This is a genomic window from Gardnerella sp. c10Ua_31 (genome assembly GCF_055700915.1).
The window spans coordinates 487,969-506,086 of sequence record NZ_JANUYG010000002.1; the positions used below are offsets into that span (position 1 = coordinate 487,969).

12 protein-coding genes are annotated in these 18,118 nt (G+C 40.1%); 2 read left to right on the forward strand and 10 right to left on the reverse strand.

Going from position 1 to position 18,118, the window contains the following annotated elements:
• Window positions 1-9: 9 nt before the first annotated feature.
• The 7 genes from NYP55_RS04605 to NYP55_RS04635 all read right to left on the reverse strand — a co-directional run bounded on the left by NYP55_RS04605 (window position 10) and on the right by NYP55_RS04635 (window position 10,295).
• Window positions 10-489, reverse strand: a complete 480-nt coding sequence (locus tag NYP55_RS04605) for a hypothetical protein (RefSeq protein ID WP_076002533.1) — start codon at window positions 487-489, stop codon at window positions 10-12.
• Between the two features lie 50 nt (window positions 490-539).
• Window positions 540-1,400: a hypothetical protein gene (locus NYP55_RS04610; RefSeq protein ID WP_076002532.1), complete on the reverse strand. Its 861-nt coding sequence runs from the start codon at window positions 1,398-1,400 to the stop codon at window positions 540-542.
• Between the two features lie 626 nt (window positions 1,401-2,026).
• The gene (locus tag NYP55_RS04615; protein WP_076002531.1) at window positions 2,027-2,401 is read right to left on the reverse strand and encodes a hypothetical protein; all 375 of its coding nucleotides are present in this window, start codon (window positions 2,399-2,401) and stop codon (window positions 2,027-2,029) included.
• 1,003 nt (window positions 2,402-3,404) lie between these two features.
• The gene (locus NYP55_RS04620) at window positions 3,405-3,650 is read right to left on the reverse strand and encodes a hypothetical protein (protein WP_472781617.1); all 246 of its coding nucleotides are present in this window, start codon (window positions 3,648-3,650) and stop codon (window positions 3,405-3,407) included.
• A 439-nt stretch (window positions 3,651-4,089) separates the two neighbouring features.
• Complete coding sequence (locus NYP55_RS04625; protein ID WP_472781618.1) at window positions 4,090-8,412, reverse strand: LPXTG cell wall anchor domain-containing protein; 4,323 nt, start codon at window positions 8,410-8,412, stop codon at window positions 4,090-4,092.
• A 234-nt stretch (window positions 8,413-8,646) separates the two neighbouring features.
• A complete protein-coding gene (locus tag NYP55_RS04630) occupies window positions 8,647-9,489 on the reverse strand; it encodes a hypothetical protein (RefSeq protein ID WP_472781619.1) in 843 nt (280 codons plus the stop codon).
• A 221-nt stretch (window positions 9,490-9,710) separates the two neighbouring features.
• Window positions 9,711-10,295, reverse strand: coding sequence for a ParA family protein (locus NYP55_RS04635; protein WP_076002526.1), 585 nt, complete (start codon window positions 10,293-10,295; stop codon window positions 9,711-9,713).
• A 140-nt stretch (window positions 10,296-10,435) separates the two neighbouring features.
• Between NYP55_RS04635 and NYP55_RS04640 the strand changes: the two genes are divergently transcribed.
• Window positions 10,436-12,157: a MarR family transcriptional regulator gene (locus tag NYP55_RS04640; protein ID WP_076002525.1), complete on the forward strand. Its 1,722-nt coding sequence runs from the start codon at window positions 10,436-10,438 to the stop codon at window positions 12,155-12,157.
• 312 nt (window positions 12,158-12,469) lie between these two features.
• On the opposite strand, the gene NYP55_RS04645 is transcribed toward NYP55_RS04640, so the two are convergent.
• The 3 genes from NYP55_RS04645 to NYP55_RS04655 all read right to left on the reverse strand — a co-directional run bounded on the left by NYP55_RS04645 (window position 12,470) and on the right by NYP55_RS04655 (window position 15,937).
• Window positions 12,470-12,916, reverse strand: coding sequence for an RbsD/FucU family protein (locus NYP55_RS04645; protein ID WP_004131125.1), 447 nt, complete (start codon window positions 12,914-12,916; stop codon window positions 12,470-12,472).
• Window positions 12,917-13,191: 275 nt separating this feature from the next.
• Window positions 13,192-14,628, reverse strand: a complete 1,437-nt coding sequence (locus NYP55_RS04650; RefSeq protein ID WP_060785786.1) for a DUF4032 domain-containing protein — start codon at window positions 14,626-14,628, stop codon at window positions 13,192-13,194.
• Between the two features lie 181 nt (window positions 14,629-14,809).
• A complete protein-coding gene (locus NYP55_RS04655) occupies window positions 14,810-15,937 on the reverse strand; it encodes an ABC transporter ATP-binding protein (RefSeq protein WP_004131128.1) in 1,128 nt (375 codons plus the stop codon).
• Between the two features lie 348 nt (window positions 15,938-16,285).
• Here NYP55_RS04655 and NYP55_RS04660 point away from each other — a divergent pair, with 348 nt between their 5' ends.
• Window positions 16,286-18,040 carry a serine/threonine-protein kinase gene (locus NYP55_RS04660; RefSeq protein ID WP_472781620.1) on the forward strand — a complete coding sequence of 585 codons (1,755 nt, stop codon included), beginning with the start codon at window positions 16,286-16,288 and terminating at the stop codon, window positions 18,038-18,040.
• The last annotated feature ends 78 nt before the right edge of the window (window positions 18,041-18,118 follow it).

Consider the following 18,118-nt stretch of genomic DNA (forward strand, 5'->3'; position numbering starts at 1 on the left):
TCTTATTTTTTAGTTGTATTGTGGTTCGTCGTCGAAGAACTCTGAATTAATACTGTTGCTTGTAATCGTGTTTAATGCTTCTTCTTTATCATTGTTTACTGATTCAGCCTGATCACTGTTTTCTTCTAAAACAGTTTGTTTAGTTTCATCTACTACAGTTTCTGTATGCGCTGAATTTTCAGACTGTGGTTCTACTGGCGACTCTGATTGCTCTTGTAAATCACTGTTTACTTCTGCTAGTAGAGTACACAAGGTTTTATCAGTAGACTCAATACCGCCATCAGCTTTAAGCTGCGCTTTGTTTAATATTTTTTCTGCATCAATAGTTCGTATGAAAATCTCATACGCTTTTATCTGCGTTTTTAATCTTCTAACAATACGCTCATGCTGCTTCTTATACTCGTCTAATTTACGCTGCTTGTTTTGTAGCTCTTTAATTTTTTTATCTGTTGCTTCTTGAAGTTCACGAATTTTATCTTGAATACTCACTTATTACTCCTTTACTTAATAATTCAGAATTTCATAAACTGGTTCTTCTACTATTCGAAGAAATCAAAATCATCAAAACTACCGTGTTGTCCATTATGTTTTTCTTTCGGTATGAAAGGTAGAGGACTTTCTTCAACCTGATTAACGTTTTTTCTATTGGGTTCAAACGGTAAAGTTGTTTCTTCAGGCTTTTGCACTTGTTGAAGTAACATGTTTATTGCTGTTGCATCATAATTAGTTGTGTCAGGAAACTCTTCGCCATTGTCTTCTTCCCATGCGCGTATTTGCGCTCTTCTCGCAAGTATTGCTTTTAGCCCAGGGTGCTGTTTAACTATTTTTGATCTCTCGCGACTGAAATCGTTAATCATTTGATTAAGCTTATCTACACTTTCGCTAGGATCACCTGGTACGTCACGTAACAATTGCATGTGTGCGTCGTGCTGTTCTCTAAGCTCATCATATTCACGCAATGCTTTTAATGTTTCTGGAATACCCCACCATGAAAACTTATTTACAATCTTCCGCCAATTAGCTTTTGGATTATGCCACATCTCATAATTCACGGCGTTAGTATTCACGGTAAAATAGTTCTCGCTTATCATACGTTCTAAATCTGTACACAAAATTTTCAAATACTCACGCAACGTATAGTAGTCTGTATAAAGTTTTTCACGCTCATAACAAACTTTCTCGTAACGTTCCATAGAAATATGTAATTCTTGTGTTAATTCAGCATTAGCATCAGACGCTTTTTTAGTTTCATCAGCAGCACGACTAGTAGCTTCTGATTTTTGCTTGTCTAAAAATGCTTTCTTACGGCAGTTAGCAGAACAGTAAATTTGAGAAGAGCCACCTGCTTGATTCTGTGTGAACGCTTGACCACAGTACGCACAATTTTCTGTGTCACTCATAACGGATTTCCCTTTCTAACATGTTATTTCCGTCACTAATATATTCATCTTCTAAAAAAGTTGTTTATATAAATTAAAAGTTCTGAGCGTCATGACGCTCAGAACGCTTGTTTTCGTTGAAATATCAACGATATTTCAACATTCTCGCAACAAGGGTGCATATGTCCATAAAAATTACTTTTTTATTATTTGGTGATGTTTCTTATTTTTTTGTTCTTATTTTTCTTATTTTTCTTTTATTTTTAAAGCTTGTTTTGTAGTTATTTAATTATTTTTTATTCTTCTAGTTTTATTTTTCTTATTCTTATTTTGTTGTATTGTTTTTGTTGTGTTGTGTTTTACTCGTATCAGACGCGTAAAACATTATCGTGTTTTTAGAAAATTTTAGTTTATTAAAACTATTGTTTTGTGCTGTGTGTTTCTAGTTTTTAACGTAAAGCTTTCGAACGTTTAGAGACTGTGTATATTGTTAAGATTTTTATGTTTAGCGCTTGTGGTTAATTATTTTTTACAATCTTGTAAGCACGCTTTGATACATGCGCTTACTTTTGCTTCGTGTTTTAAGCAGGTTTTTGAAAGCTAAGAAAAAGAAAAGGGGGCTTGCGCCCCCTCGCGTTTACTGTAGGTTAATGAGTAGCCATAATGCTCAGCACACTTAGCTTTGCTACAGTTTTGAATTCTTCGCGTATACAATCAACATCCGTTAGAGTTAGATTCTTTGGATCGTTAATAACACCTGGCATATAAGTTATTTCTTCTAAGAAGTCACCAATAGTCAATGGTTCTAAGCTCTGAAAATATTCAGAAGCAGTATCGTGGAAAGCGTCACTCAAATCTTTAAGTGTGGCGTTGTCGTCGTAAGAAAAACTAAGGTCAAAGTAAACGTAGTTCATTTCCATGCAAACGTTTAAATAGTTTTCTTCACTACTATCAACAATAAAATCGTTATCTTCAAGAATGGTTTTGAATTTTTCGACGGCTTTTTGTGTTTCCTTACTCATTTTAAACTTCCTTCCATGAGCTGTTTTTATTCTCAAAGTTTCATTTTTGAACTTTGACAGCGTCAATAAGAGTTAGCCGTGAGTGAATCTGCAAAGCGAAAGCGTCTTCAACACGACCAGCTTTGCTGAGGCGTGGTGAAGTTGCAGTATTTACGCGCGACTAACTATGATTGCTACGAAGTAGAGCGCAAAGTTCAAAACTAATGAAGCTTTGACAAAACAGTTTCATGAAAGGAAAAATGCGTAAGGAAACACTAGCAGTCGTTATTCAATAAGTATTAGAAGAAAAAGTTCACAGTCTACAACATGATTAGAAAACTAACGTTCGCATGGAAATGAAATACGCTACAAGACCAAAGTTAATTACGTAAGACAACAGACTCACAAAGATGTAGTGAGTTTTAAGATAAGGTTATGAGTATTTGTATGCGCACAATAGCAGAATATAAGAGCTTCAAAGGAATGCGAGCAATACCAAGTGTTGACGACAAAGAATCAAACAACAAGGACATGTTGTACGCGTTAGAATAAAACTGCAAGAAAACGCGGTAGTATGTAGCTGCACAAAGTAACCACAGAACAGGGGGAGGGCGCAAGACGCACAACGTTTTTCGCGCGAAACTTCTTAAAACTACTACTTGTGTGAATATTTGTAGTCGTGCGAGTAAGAACAGTTTAGAAACTTCTAAAATACTCACGTTACGAATATCAAGAGCGTAAGAAATAGTTTTACGAGGAATACCAGTTAAATGAGAAATATCACTACTATTTTTACCCTTATTAACATACTGAGAATACTCAATAAACGATTTCGCAATCTCACAGGCTGCACGGTTAGTAGAACGTGTTTTACCGTCCGCGCTAAGCACGCGCGGTAAAGTGGCAACTGCGACATTAATGTCGCAGTTGCCATCCTTGATAAATTGTTGTGCGGAACGTCGAACTGTTATCTCATTAATGCCTAGTAGGTGTGCGATTACGCGGTTGCTGATTGCTTCGTGTTTTAGTGTAGGTAGAAGAACCAGTTTATGAATTGTTGGAATAGTTTTAGAACATTGTTACTAACGGTGTACCCGTATGCTGCTGCAATAATAAACAATGCTACGATTTCGATGAGCTGTAGTGTGAGTTTAGTAGTGTCGAATGCTTTCGCCAAGACGCCATTAAGCACATGCAATAGTGTGACTACTAGTGATATGAATAGTATTTTAGCGATCATTGCTTTTAATACTTCAGGATGCTGTGTCACATACTTACTATATTCGCTTAGCATGTTGAAAACATTTATGTATTGTGCATCTTTCATTATTGCGCGCCTTTACTAGAGTTAAGTTTTGTTATTTACTTATATATGCACAGAATGTGGCGAACGTTTATATAAGAGAATTGTTGTGTTTGATGATACTATTTTTATAAGGCAAGATGATTCTTTGCATGATGATTTTTGCTGTTGCCTTAACCTTTTAAGGCTGCAACTGGTAAATATATACGAGCATTAGCGTAATACTTTTTTAAGACTGTTTTAAGTGTTGCGCTAATGCTTTATTTTTATTCTTATTTCATTATTTTTTTGTTCCTGTGTTTTACGAGAGTTTATGTAAGAGCAACACTAGGTGCAAATCGTGAATAAAGTTATACCCCACGCTTTTCGCGAGGGGTATAACACTTTGTCATAATACTATTTTATTTTATCTCCCATGTCGTGCGTGTGATTCTTGTGTTTTTCTCATGACCAAGCATGCGCCAATTAGAACGCTTGCCATAACTATAGTTAGTAGCACGTTTGCGTTTTCTACACCTGTTTTTGCTAACTGCCGTATGGTTGGTGTTGGTGGCTCAGGTGGTAACTGTGGTAATGGTGCTGTACCGTTCCAATCATCAGTATTGCTTGTCACCTGCGTATCAGTACACAGTGTTACACCGTCTACAGTCACTTTTTGCTGCTTACTTTCTGCAGTAGTAGTGTCTGTTTCCTTACTGGTCTTGCCATCGGTTGGTTTAACAGTATACTCAACAGCCTTACCGTCTTTGCCTGTTGGTGCAGTTGTAGAAACATCAGTTTTCTTACCGTCGGTTTTACCGTCGATTGGCTTTGTGACGGTTGTTTTGCTTCCTGTGCTTAACCCGTTGTTGTTTGTTACACGGCATGTGAGTAGTGGAATGCCTCTTACTACAGCACGGTTAGTGTGTTTAGTGCCCGCTTTGAACTTGTGTAGTACTCCTTCAACGTCAACACTCTGGTTTGGTTTTAACACTAATGTCTTCCAATTTTCTGGATACTTTAAGTCTGTTACTACGCCTGTTCCTACAATCGTTTTATCTTCTAATTGAAGATCGGTTGCTTTGAACCATGCGCCATACCCGTTAGTATCGGTTTTACTAGTGTTTGTGATAGTGAATACTATAACGTCACCGTCTTTAGCGTTTGGTAACGCGTCTTTAGGATCGTTACGGTCACCTTTAATTTTACCTGATTTTTTATCCCATTTAATAATGTGTAGTGATGGTGTTAGGTCAGGTGTACGAGTCCACACGAGATTACTTTCGTGCTTACTATTGTTAATAATTTCAGTGAACTTGTTTTCGTGACGTTTGGTTACTTTCATGCGTTCTACTTGAACGTACGCGCGCCATCCTGATTCGTGTTCATTATCAGCGGATACTAGTTTCAAGTACTCTTCAGTAGCGCTAATTGTTACCGTATTGTCTTTGAAACTGTAGGTGAATAGGTTACCGTATTTTGCGTCTGCTCCTAAGCCTGCGATTTGCGTGCCTTTAGTAGCAAACACTGTGTTACCTTTGTATAGATCACGTGTAGCGTATACTGCCCATGCTCCTGTAACACGATCGTACGCTGGGTCTAACTTGTCTACTATCTGCCAATTTTTAATCTTCTGATATGCACGATTCTTTGGAAGAATTGCAGTGTCAAGCTGGTATAGGAACGTGTTTTTAAGGTATACGCTTGAACCGTTAGCGCTTTCAGAGCCTACTTTGATTGTCACGTCTTTTTTCGGCTTGATTTTTTTGATTTCGTTTGTAACAGTGTTAGTTTTCTTACTAATGTTATTCACGACTTGTGTAGCAGTGTTGACTACTTTCACACCGTCACCGTCAGTAACTGTGAAAGGCATTTCTACAGTGTATTTCTGCCCTAATAGTTTTTGGTCTATTGAAGGGTTTTCTAACGGCTTGTAGTCTTTACTGTTCGCGTACTGCGCAAGATCTTTCGGCTGTGGGTCGCCTTTAACTGTTACACCTGTAGCGTAAATGAAAGTGTCTACTGTTTTAGCAAACACGTATACAACACCGTTAATAACACTAATGTTGAACTTGCTAGTGTAGTCTTTACCGTCCGCGCCTTTAACATGAATGTCTTTAGCGTCTACTTTCAGGTAACGCTTATCATAATCATCAACGATTCCTGCACGGTGTACTTTATACGCCATGTCGTGTTGTGTTAAGTCAAGCGTTAAATGGTATGCGCCTGTGTCGCCTGTAAGGAACGTTTTACCATTGATTAGTACACTACCGTCACCCTGTTTAGCGCTTTGGTTTACTGTTTTGTGTGGTGTGAATGATGGTGGGTTGTTTCCTACTTCGTTTGATGGCGTAATACTATTATTTAATAGTAGCATCCACTTGTTGTGTACTTTTGTGCTTGTTGGCGCGTTCTTGTCTACTGTTCCTTCGAAGCGGATAAGAATACGTGGATTAGAACCATTCTTCCAGTTTTCTTCAACGTACTTAGGGTCAAAGTTAAGGGTCACAGTGTGAGCAGTATCATCCCATTGTGTCGTGTAATGTTTCTTACTAATTGCTTTAGCGTTTGTAAGATCTGTTACTTCTAGCGTCTGCTTATCAATGTTCAGATACTTGTTGTACGTGTCAACTACTTTCACACTTTTAATAGGGTACGCGAAGTTAGATGGTAGTTTCGGCTGTGTTTGTAAACGGTATTCCACTTTTTGACCAGGAAATACTACTTTACCGTCAGCGGTTTCTTGAGCGCCTCCTTGAGAGCTTTCAGAAACAACGTCTTTCTTAACAGGTGGAACATACAAGCAGATTTTAGGCTCGTTTGTTTTAACGCTCTGATTATTAACTGTTTGTGAACCACTGTTAGTAAAACTACTGTTTTTAGGCGTAGCACAGGAAGCAACCTCGTCACCAGCTTGTTTACCGTAGTCTTTACGTACTTGTTCAGCACCTTTACCGTGAGCGTAGTTAGCTTTACCGCCAACCATGAGGCTTACTTGTAGTGGTGTGCTCATTCCTTGTAGTTTAGCTAAATACTCTTTGTCTGCGGTAGCAGTGATTCTCGTACCGTCCACGTTTATTTTGAAGTGTTTAGTAACATCAGTTCCAGTGTTCACAATGTTTTGAACGCTTGAAACTGTGTCGCTTGTAGCATTCTGTTCGTAAACGTGAATTTTTTTAGTGTCAGCGTCAAAAATGTAGTAAGCGTTCTTATAGTCGTCAACAAGCGTTAATGTTTTTGGCGCTTCTATAAGATTGGATGCGACTACACCGTTTACAACGCTTCCTATTTTGTCACCGTCAAGAATTGTCATGTTGTCAGCACCCGTGTTATTAGTTTTACCCGGGTCTATAACACTATCCCATGTTTTCTTAGTATCATCCCATTTCACCCAGCTTTTATCAGGCAGTGGTTTCCACGTTTTAAACTCGCGTGGATCTGTACTAATTTCAGGTAAATGGTTTGGTTTAACTGTTGCATGATCATTGATTTTAGAGTTTTCAGGCTGATGCACTGTAACATCGAATGAGAATTCAATATTATGGTTTAATGGCATTTCACCCTGAGCACTCGAACGCGTGGCAGTAACAGTATTACTTGCTTTATCCAAGTTGATTTGGAATTGGTTGCTAACATCACTGTTTGTTGTAGTGTCTGTAAGCTTGTAATTATCAACAGTGTAGCTCATGCCGTTCGGGTTAATTTTGTCTTTTATAACCATTTCGTAAGTTCCACGACCAGTATCAGTACTAATTGTTGTACGGTTTTTCATACTATCCGCACTAACTAGTTTTTGAACGTGTTTGCTTACTTTTCTTGGTGCTTCATACTGAATATTCCATGATTCAAGTGGATCATGATCGCTCGTGTTAATACTGTCTTTCATTAATCCTTGTTTAGGTATTTGCACGTCGAACCAGTAGTTTCCTTCTTGCCAATGACTCATACCAAAATCAGAAGGCGTGAAATCAGGAGATACAGTACTACCATCACTTGGAACACTAACTTGTTTAGTAGCTTGTTTTGAAGAAACGTAATTGTTACCGTCAAAATGCATTATTACTGTTGCGTCAAGACTCTCACCATTACCGCCTGAAACGCTTATCATATCATGAACAGGTTCTGTCGATCCTACACGCGTATCTTTAGGCGCTGAAGCTACTGTAGTTACAGTCGCATTATAAGTTTTAGGTGCAGGATCACCTTTAGGCTCGTACTGGTTTAACGATAGTACGATAGCGTTAACTCTCGGTAGCGTTGTTGCTTCACTAACCATTGAGCCAACACTACGATCAGGAGCATCCTTAAACACGTCATCAACATGATATGGAACTCCGTTATGACTGTATGTTTGTGGTCGTATCAACCTGTTCCACTCATTAATCCACGCCATACGTTGTATATATCCCATACCATAGTAGCCGTTTGAACGTGATTCAATAACCACACCAACACCAACCATACGGCAGCTAGCATGACCTGCTTGATCAGGATGCTTCGCGTTGAAACGGTTCTCACAATCACTAAGCGAACGGCTAACAGCAGCCTGTAGAACATTGTCACCACCACGATAGTTAATACCAATGTTTCGTATAGCTTTTATGGCAGTTCCAAGATCCATCCGACCAAGAGAGCCACCATCGTTATCCGTGTACGCCCATCGTACGGCTGGTGTTCCACTACCATGAATAGGGTTTGTAGGAGCGTTACCCCAACCACCATCAGCAAATGCTGGTGTAATACAACACACTGTGGCTAGTGTTGTAACACTAGCTAACAGTCTTTTCCATATTTTGCGCCTGTTAGACGCTTTATGTTTGCTCATTTATTGTTTCCTTACTCGTAAACATGTTTATGAGTAGATAGCAGTTTTACTATCTACTAATATGTTCACGCGTAAAAAACACCGTTTATATAAAAAGGGTAGTAACTTTTTAGTTACTACCCAACAGTTTCAGGAGAGTGTGCATATTTTAAAGTTTATTCAGCCAAGAACGCAAACACCTGTAATAATATCGCAACCGTTTTTATATCTCGACCAATCTATTTTTGCTTCTTCTTCTGGTGTTAAACCTCCTCGTGTGCATGTGTTATTGAAGTAACATGAAGGATCATTAAGAGCGTTTCCATCTTGCGCATAGTTTGTTTCAGGGTAAGAGTATGTTGCACGCCTGCGTATAGCATTAGTGGTTGCTACTTTTTTAGCATCAGCATCCTGCTTCTTCTTTATGCTCACGTTCACACTATTAACAGCATTCTGAACATCGTTTCTAGCATCACTGAGTTTTTTAACACTCGTGTTCTTCTCGTCTAAGAGGTTTTTAACATTATTAATCTTATTTTCTAATGCTTTCCTAGTATTATCATCTGCCACACGGTTTTTAGAAGACTCTAGTAACGTGTTTGCTTGTTTCAAGATTTCTGCTAACTGTTGTTTCGCGTCTTTAACTTGTTTTTTAAGTTTAGAATCAAACACGCTTGTAACAGCTTGTTTCACGCTTTTTACTTGCTTGTTAATAATGTTTGTAAGATTACTGTCTTCTGTTGATGCTTGTTTTAGAGTGTTAATGTTATCTGTTTTACATTCAACCAAGCTTTTATCAGGTTTTACTGTTAGTTTTTTTAATGTTTCTACAGTTTTCTTATCTTCTACTTCGCTTTCTTTTATTTTTAATGCTTCTAATGTTTGCTTGCTTGTTAACTGTTTTTCTAATGTTTTAACAGCGTTTTTAGCGCGTGATACTGTTTTAGCGCATGTTTCACGCGCGTTTTTGACTTCATTCTGATGGTAGATGAGCGTTCCACCTAGGACTGCAACAGCAATCATAATGATAATAGTAATTATTATTATTACTTGTTTTTTGGTAAGGTTTTTAAACTTCATATTATACCACACTCCTTTACTTTCTGTGCGTACTGTTAGACCACGCTGTAAATTGCGTGCATGTATCCTGAACAGTACACAAACTGTTTTTACAGTATTATTCTAATATTCTGTTTGATTATTTCTAATTAATAAATCGTGAAACACGTTATCATAATGCTTGTTTAATGCTTGTTTCTCATTGCTAACAGTTCACTAAACACCTGCTCATACTCATACAAGTTTTTAGGAAAAGTACCCATAACAAGTTTCAACGGCTGCCTTTTAACTATAACATTCTGAAAACGTGGCACGCGCTGAGCGTCAAGGGCATCAACAAGCGCCTTATACGCTGTGGTATGTGTTTCTGCTCTCGTTATAAGAACTTTAAACGGTGTCGTTGTTGGAATACCCCTCTGAAGATTAAACGTTTGCATGTAGTCAATAGCAGTATCAGATGACGGGATAATAATCAGGTCAGCATTGTAAATAGCTTTTTCTAGTAACGCTCCAGCAGGCGGCGTGTCGATAAAAACTAGTTCATCATCAATCGTCGGCTTCAACACTGTAGAAATGTTAGCAGGCAAAACGTCAAACGGTAGCGGACTACCGTGTTCAGCACACGCGTCAGCCCAAAGGCTCGCGCTAGCTTGCATGTCAGCATCATATACGCGTGTTTTTAAACCAGCTTTACTAGCAGCGCAAGCTAAATGAATAGCAGTGGTAGTTTTACCAACACCGCCTTTAGCGTTACAAATAACAATTTTCATAATTTTTTCTCCTTCCAAAACCATGTTTGGCTTAGTTTTTTGCTTTCACACGTATGTTTACACCAAAAAAATCTGATTTATATAAATAGGCTTTCACGCGCGTGAATACATGTATAGAGACTCAAAAAGGAGGTGAAAAAGTGAGCAATGACAACGCGACACGCGCATGGGCTTATACGCTCGAACAAAGCATTATGCGAACAAATGTTCGAGCGTATCCTGATTGTAGTAATACAACTGTTAAACATCGTATTAGTGACGGTATGCCAAACGCTTGGGCAGTATACTTGTGCGATGATAGTAAACACTATAATTTACTTTGTTTTGATTTCGACGCACACAATAATAGTGACGAAGAACGCAACCTTGCAGTAAGCCAGAGTGAAGAATTATGTCTTCTTTTAGATGAAAAGCACATTGAGTACACGCTTTGCCAGTCAGGACCTTCAGGTGGCAGACACGTATGGATTAGTATGATAGACAAGTTAGAAGCTAGTTTTGTTAGAAACCTTGCGTACGCTTCTAAAAACCATTATTCAACGCTTGATATTACTCCACTTTTAAACACTTCTGAAGGCTGTGCGCGACCACCACTATCACCACACCATTTAGGCGGATATTCAAGAGTGATTCGTGGGCGTGAAAACATTATTTGCTATGCTACTACTAGCGAACAGCAGATTATTGAGTTACTTAATGTTTTAGAGTCTACTCAACCATCATTAGACGTTATTGATACTTCTATTCAAGAAAACATAGTTTGTTTACAAGGCGCTAAACGCTCATTATCACATGCTACTAGAATACTACTTCAAACACGTGTTACGAACAGTACTGATACTAGTGTTCTTTTATGGCGTATTATGCTTGGGTGCGTTTGCGCACGCTATAAGTTTGAAGACGTGTTACCGTTAGTGGTTTCGTATCCTAAAGCTTTTACTCATGCTTTAAGCGTTAAAGTATCATCAAACTCTCGTAAGCCACGTTCTCAAGCACAAGCACAAGCTATTCTTAAATACACTTGGAAGCGTGCTGTAAGTTTCTTAACAAAGCATGATACTGTGCGAGCATCGGTTGCTATGAACGATCAGACGTATATCGAAAGAACTCAGAAAGTAGTAGAAGCCATTCACATACTATGGCAGATTCTAGAAGCACATAATAGTAAGAGTATTAAAGCTAGCAAGGCTAGTGATACTCGTGTTCTTATGGCACTAGCATACTTCATGTTGCAAGCTAACTCACTAACAGTTGAGGCAGACACTAGAAGACTAGCATTGCACACAGGGTTAAGCCGTCAAACAGTATCAGTCGCGCTTAGAAGGCTAGTGGGTTGTGGGGCGGTGTGCTTGTCAAGAAAGTCAGAAGGGCGGCATGGTGCTGTGTGGTCGATGTGCGTGAAATCGTTGCAATCACAAGGAAAACTGTTAAAGCTTGACACAAGTGGTAACACGCCCCCGTTTACTGCTGATGCAAATACAGTTACTACTGTTAAAAATTATTTACTATCTACTATTAGTAAGTTCCTTCAGATTGTTTCTCATGATGCCTGCACTTACAGAGGGATCGGCATAAAGAACGGAAACAAGCTAGCTTATGAACTCATGCAAACACTTGATATTTCAAGCATTTCTCAACGGTTAAACTACTTAGCAGAGCAACATTCTTGTGTAGGAATTGTTGAAAATCGCAAAAATTTATACACTTTAGAACGAAAACTATATGCTTGGTATTTGCAAGAACTTAATTTTATGAAACTTCCAATAGAACTTAAACGGACTCTCTCATTTGCTCGCATGCCTCGTAATGATGAGAAAAAGATTGATTTTATGCAAGCACGTGCTTATATAAAGCGCGCTTAGTGAAAACTTCTGTTCAATTTGAACAGAAGTTTTCACTAGTCTGCTGTTGGCGGTACCATATAAGGGTAAATATTTACCAGCGTGGTCAGTACACAGTGTGCTCTACCCTTTAAGTCTTGGGTTGTGGGTTCGAGTCCCACAGGGGGCACAAAATAAGCACTGCACGTAGCAGATGGTTCTTAAATTCCAAATCATCTTGTTGCATGCAGTGCTTTTATGCTATAACACTTAGATTTCTATATCTCTACAAACAGATAACAAGCAAATAACAGATAAATAGCATATAAATATGAACTTATTTACCTATTTACGCTACTCTCCAGCAAACACCACGCCCTTACGCAGCATAATGTTAGCGTATTGAGCACGCTCACCCGTGGCAACAACACAATATGCCTTCTTTGCCTCATCGTAGAACGCAAATCTTTCAAGAGTTCCTAAAGTGCTTGCTCCACGTTTATCGTATTTAGCAATAATATCTTCATATTCTTTCCAGATTGGAGTTTCGCAAGGGTCTCCTGGAACAACTTCCATAAGTGTAGCTGGCTTATCTGTGTATTGATCAAGTGGCATCAACTTTAAGATTGCAGTTAGCAATTCCGAAGTTCCATGACCATCGCAGCGTACAACTATAGCGTCTTTTCCTACAGACTCAGTTGGAAAATTTCCATCGGCCAATACTAAAACATCTCCATGGCCCATTTCGCAGAGAACCTTCAGCAACGCTGGAGGAATTATAGAATCTACACCTTTTAACATAATAATCTCCCTTGATTAATTGATAAATAACTATGATTAGTTGGCAATCATTGACAACTAACAAGAAAATTCTATCACCATTCACAAAAGAAATTAACAAAATTCCTAAAATAAATACGAATTATTCCACATTTCAGAGAGAATAATTCCACACTTCACTAAACAAAAGTAAAGCAAATGTAAAACAGGTGTAAAACAGATGCAAAGTAAGGAATCTCTTAAAACGCTAGCAAAACAAAAATGCCCACAAAAGCACGCAAAAGCTCACAAAAAGCTCAGCTTGCCCAAACACTTGCGTCTTGATCGTACTCGTCATCGTCGTCGCTCGCCGCAACCGCAGGAGCGGCTGCAGGCGCAGGCGTGGAATACGTGTACTCGTCATCTACAACGCCAGAATCCGCATCCGCATTAATCGCAGCCAAAACGCGCTTATCCATCTTGTATTGAGGCAAAACGTTCTTAATGTAACTTGTTACTGCATCTTGCATAGAAACGTCGTGCCCAACGCGCTCTGCCATAAACCAACGATGATCCAAAACTTCATGGAAGAACTGCGCTGGCTGGATTTGCGACCTAAACTCAGGCGGAATCATGCGAACAGTAGGCTCAAACACTTCGCGCATCCAGTCTGTAGCAACAATCTCCAGCTCTTCGCCTTGACGCCATGTAGAAGTGCGATACGCATCTAAATCGTTAAGAAGCCTACGAGCTTGATTTTCTTGCACATCTAAGCCAGTCAAACGCAAAAGCTTTCTAGAAGCGTATCCAGCGTCCACAACTCGCGGTCTAACCAAAACTCTTCGTCCATCTTCGGAAGTCTTCATCTCAAGCTCGTCTACGTCAAATCCAAGCTCGTTAAGACGATTCACGCGGCGCTCAATACGCCACATTTCGTCTGGGCTAAACTTATCTACGTCTGTAAGCGTGCTCCAAAGCGAATGGTATCTGTCTACAAGCCTGTTTCCAATGCTAATTTCGTCAACTTCTCCAGGCAAAAGCTGGCCAGAACTCAAATCCATTAATTCGCCGATTATATTTGTGCGAGCTAAATCAATATCGTATTCTCGCTGACCTTCGGTAAGGCTTCCATGCAAATCGCCAGTTTCCGCGTCCACCAAAAACGCAGTAAATGCGTCGGCATCGCGCAAAAACAGAACGTTAGAAAGCGAAACATCTCCCCAATAGAATCCGGAAAGATGCAAACGAACCATAAGCACAGCAAGAGCATCAATCAAACGCTCCGCAGTATCTGGTCGCAAAGTTCTAGCAAATAGTGCTCGATAAGGCAGCGAGAATTTAAGATGACGAGTAACAAGCATTGCTTCAAGCGGCTCACCATTCTTATCTTTTCTACCAGCAACAACCGCTATAGGTTTAACTGTTGGAAGTTCCAGCTTGCGCAAGCGTCTTAAAAGCTCATATTCGCGCTCCGCGACTTGACGAGTAATCTCCTTCATTGCGTACACTTCGTCGCCTACGTGCACAAAACGCACAACGTGCCTAGAGATACCGCGCGGCAAGTTTACAAAAAGATTCGTAGGCCATTGAGATAATGGAAGCTCCCACGGAAGCATAAACATTTGAGGATTAGAGCTTGCGGCAGTAATCTTCAAAGCTTGAGGCTCTGCAGAAGATACAGTTTCATCCTGCGCAGATACTGATGTTGCTTGCATAGCACGTGGATCCAATAAAGGAGTATCGTTCCATTCCATAAACTTTAATCTACCCGTTAAGTTCGAACGCCAATAATCGAATAATAAAATCGCAATTAAATTATAACTAATCGTAAATAATTCAAATGATGCGAAAACGGGGCTCGCCTAGCGAACCCCGCCATACCCTTATACAGAAATCTTGGGCACTCAAAACAAGAATCAAGTGCCCAAGAAAACGCTAGTTCAAACGCAACTCTGTAGAAGGTGCAAACAGGTGCATCTTGGATGGATCAATCTTAATCTTTACAACGTCACCAACCTTTGGAAGCGCACGTGGGTTCACGCGAATCGTTGTGAGCTTGTTCTGGTCGCTCATCATTGTAGATGCTTCTTCTGGAGATCCATCGGTGATGATGTTTCCGTAGATGTAACCGTCGGAGCCAAGATCTTCCACGTTTACAACCTTCAAGGAGAAGGCATTTGGATCGTCGGAAGTTGCCAAGCTTGCATCTTCTGGACGGAAGCCAACAATAATCTGACCCTTATCTTCCTCGGTAAGCTTATCAACAGCTTCTGCTGGAAGAGTGATGGAATCCTCGCCAATTTGAGCCTTGCCATCAACCACTGGATGCTGGTTAATATTCATAGATGGGGAACCAATGAAGCCTGCAACAAACACGTTTGCTGGGCGGTCATAAAGCTCGGTTGGAGCACCAACCTGCTGCAAAATGCCAAGCTTAATAACGGCAATGCGGTCGCCCATTGTCAAAGCCTCGGTCTGATCGTGCGTTACGTAAAGAGTAGTAACGCCGAGCTGACGCTGCAATGCTGCAATCTGCGTACGAGTCTGCACGCGAAGCTTTGCATCAAGGTTAGAAAGAGGCTCATCCATAAGGAAGACTTTTGGTTCACGAACAATTGCGCGACCCATTGCAACGCGCTGACGCTGACCACCAGACAAAGCCTTTGGCTTACGATCCAAGTACTCAGTCAAATCCAAAACTTCAGCAGCTTTTTCAACGCGCTTGCGGATTTCTTCCTTGTTTACGCCTGCAATCTTAAGAGCAAAGCCCATGTTGTCTGCAACAGTCATGTGTGGATACAATGCGTAGTTCTGGAACACCATTGCAATATCGCGATCTTTTGGCTGCATTGTAGTAACGTCTTGACCACCAATAAGAATGCGACCTTTGTTAACCTCTTCCAAACCAGCCAACATTCGCAGCGTTGTGGACTTACCGCAACCAGATGGACCAACGAGCACAAGGAACTCGCCATCCTTAATAGTCATGTTCAAATCATCAACCGATGGCTTATCGTTGCCTGGGTAGATTCGAGTTACATGATCAAATACAACTTCTGCCATGATATTTTCCTTTCATCGGCAGGTACGTGCCGAACGATCCGTTGTGAAGGGTGTGCACTCAAGACCCCAAGTCCTACATCGGCGGCGTCAATCGTCCACATTTACTTACATGGTTCATTGAAGGTTCTCTTCGTTGAGCCATGATTTAATATATCATGTTTATTCAGTAAAAACAGCAAAATTACACTATTTTCTAACACTTCGGCGTGTCGAGTATAAAAATCACAAATAAACAAAGGCTCATAAACGCGATTACTTTTACAGTAAATATCTAAACATTTGTTTATAAAATAGCGTGTTTAGTGTTAAAAAACAAATTGGCATAGCTGCACACTAACATAATGCATTATGGAAGATGTGAGCATGTTTGACTTGCGCTCTGGCCAAAATGTTGGCGGATACACGCTGATTGAGCGACTAGGTGGCGGCGCCATGGGCTCCGTTTGGCGAGTGCAAGACGACGGCGGCCATTTTTACGCAATGAAGATTTTGCGCGCATCAATGCTAGAAAACGAAGATGATAGTTTGGAGTCTGCCGAAGTTAGCAATCCGCAAGAGCAAGCGAGACTTAGACTTAGGCGCGAGGCTCTAGCTTTGCAAAAAATACACCACGAAGGCGTGTGCTCAATAGTAGACATGGAACTTGATGCTTCAATCGCTTTTATAGTCACAGAACTTATTGACGGCCACAATCTTAAAGAAGACGTTGCAATTAACGGCCCATACGTTGGTGGCGATTTAGAACGACTTGCACACAAACTAATCAACGCCGTAAAAGCAGTTCATAGCGCGGGCATAATTCACCGAGATATTAAGCCTACAAACATAATGATTTCCACTACAGGCCCCGTTTTAGTTGATTTTGGAATATCTATGGGACAGGGCGAATCGCATGTTACGCGGACTGGCCTTGTAATGGGAACACCAGGATTTATTGCCCCAGAAATCATCGAAGGCGGAGAATCGAGCGAACTTACAGATTGGTGGAGCGTAGCTGCCGTTCTAGCTTTTGCAGCAACAGGAAAGCCTGTTTTTGGAACCAAGCCAATAATGGCAGTTTTAGAAAGAGCAGCATCTGGGAACGCAAATCTTAATGGCCTTCCAATAAGAACAATGCAAGCGTTCAAAAGCGCATTGAATCCTAAAAGAAGCGAGCGATGCACTCCAGAACAGCTTGAAAACGCAATTTTCCAAGATGCCATGAACCCTACAGACTGGCAGGATTCAAGCTACCCTTTTGAGAACAGCTTTAGTGGAGAAACTGTACCTAATAATGCCAAAACTCACGATTTTAACACGACTTTTCAAACAAAAAAACTTCCAGAAAACCCTAGAAAAATGTGGGTTTCTAAGAATGTTGACAATACAACTTTGTTACACTCTACAGAATCGGATTTAATAGATTCCGCGCCAACATCTTTGCTAGACGCCACTAGCACATCTATTACCAAAGTCTACGCGCACAACCCAGAACAAGTTGCAGAGACGAAACAAATCGCAAACAATCCAGAACAAGCAACCAAAATTGCTGAGACGCCTGAGTTAGATGAAAATCCGCATCCAAACGTAAATAAATACTTATTTCGTGGGCGAGTGGCGTCGGCTATATTCCTTACTCTTGCAAGCTTACTAGCTGCGATTTCTCCAATAGATGCGCTTGCAGCAAATGCTATTTTTATGCTAATTACAGCAACAATCGGATACAATGTTTGCTCAAGCGTACGCAGAAAATGCGCTAACGAATCCGTTGGCGGAAAAGACGTATTTATAAGAGTTGCTAGTATACCTTGGCATTTTATTAAAGCAATCGCATACTCGATTAAAAAAGTCCTAACTCTTGCAATAGCAGGCATTATTGGAGCATATGTGTATCCAATTTTAATCCACGCATCTAGCCAATTAGTCAAAGTTCAAGTTTGGTCAATTAGCGTGATTTTACCAACATACGCTCCAGATATTTGTTCACCAACTTCAATTGGATACATTATTGGATTTATTGCAGGATGGATTATTTCTTTTATATTAGGTAAAACTAAAATATTCGCCGTTGGAGCAGGGGCCATTTGTGGAGCGGGAAAATCGCAAGCAACCGACGGCGATTAAGCCCGTTGATACCGTAATCTAAACTATTCTTTTAGATTAATTTACTTATGTATGTTATTTGCAAAATCAGGGGAAGGA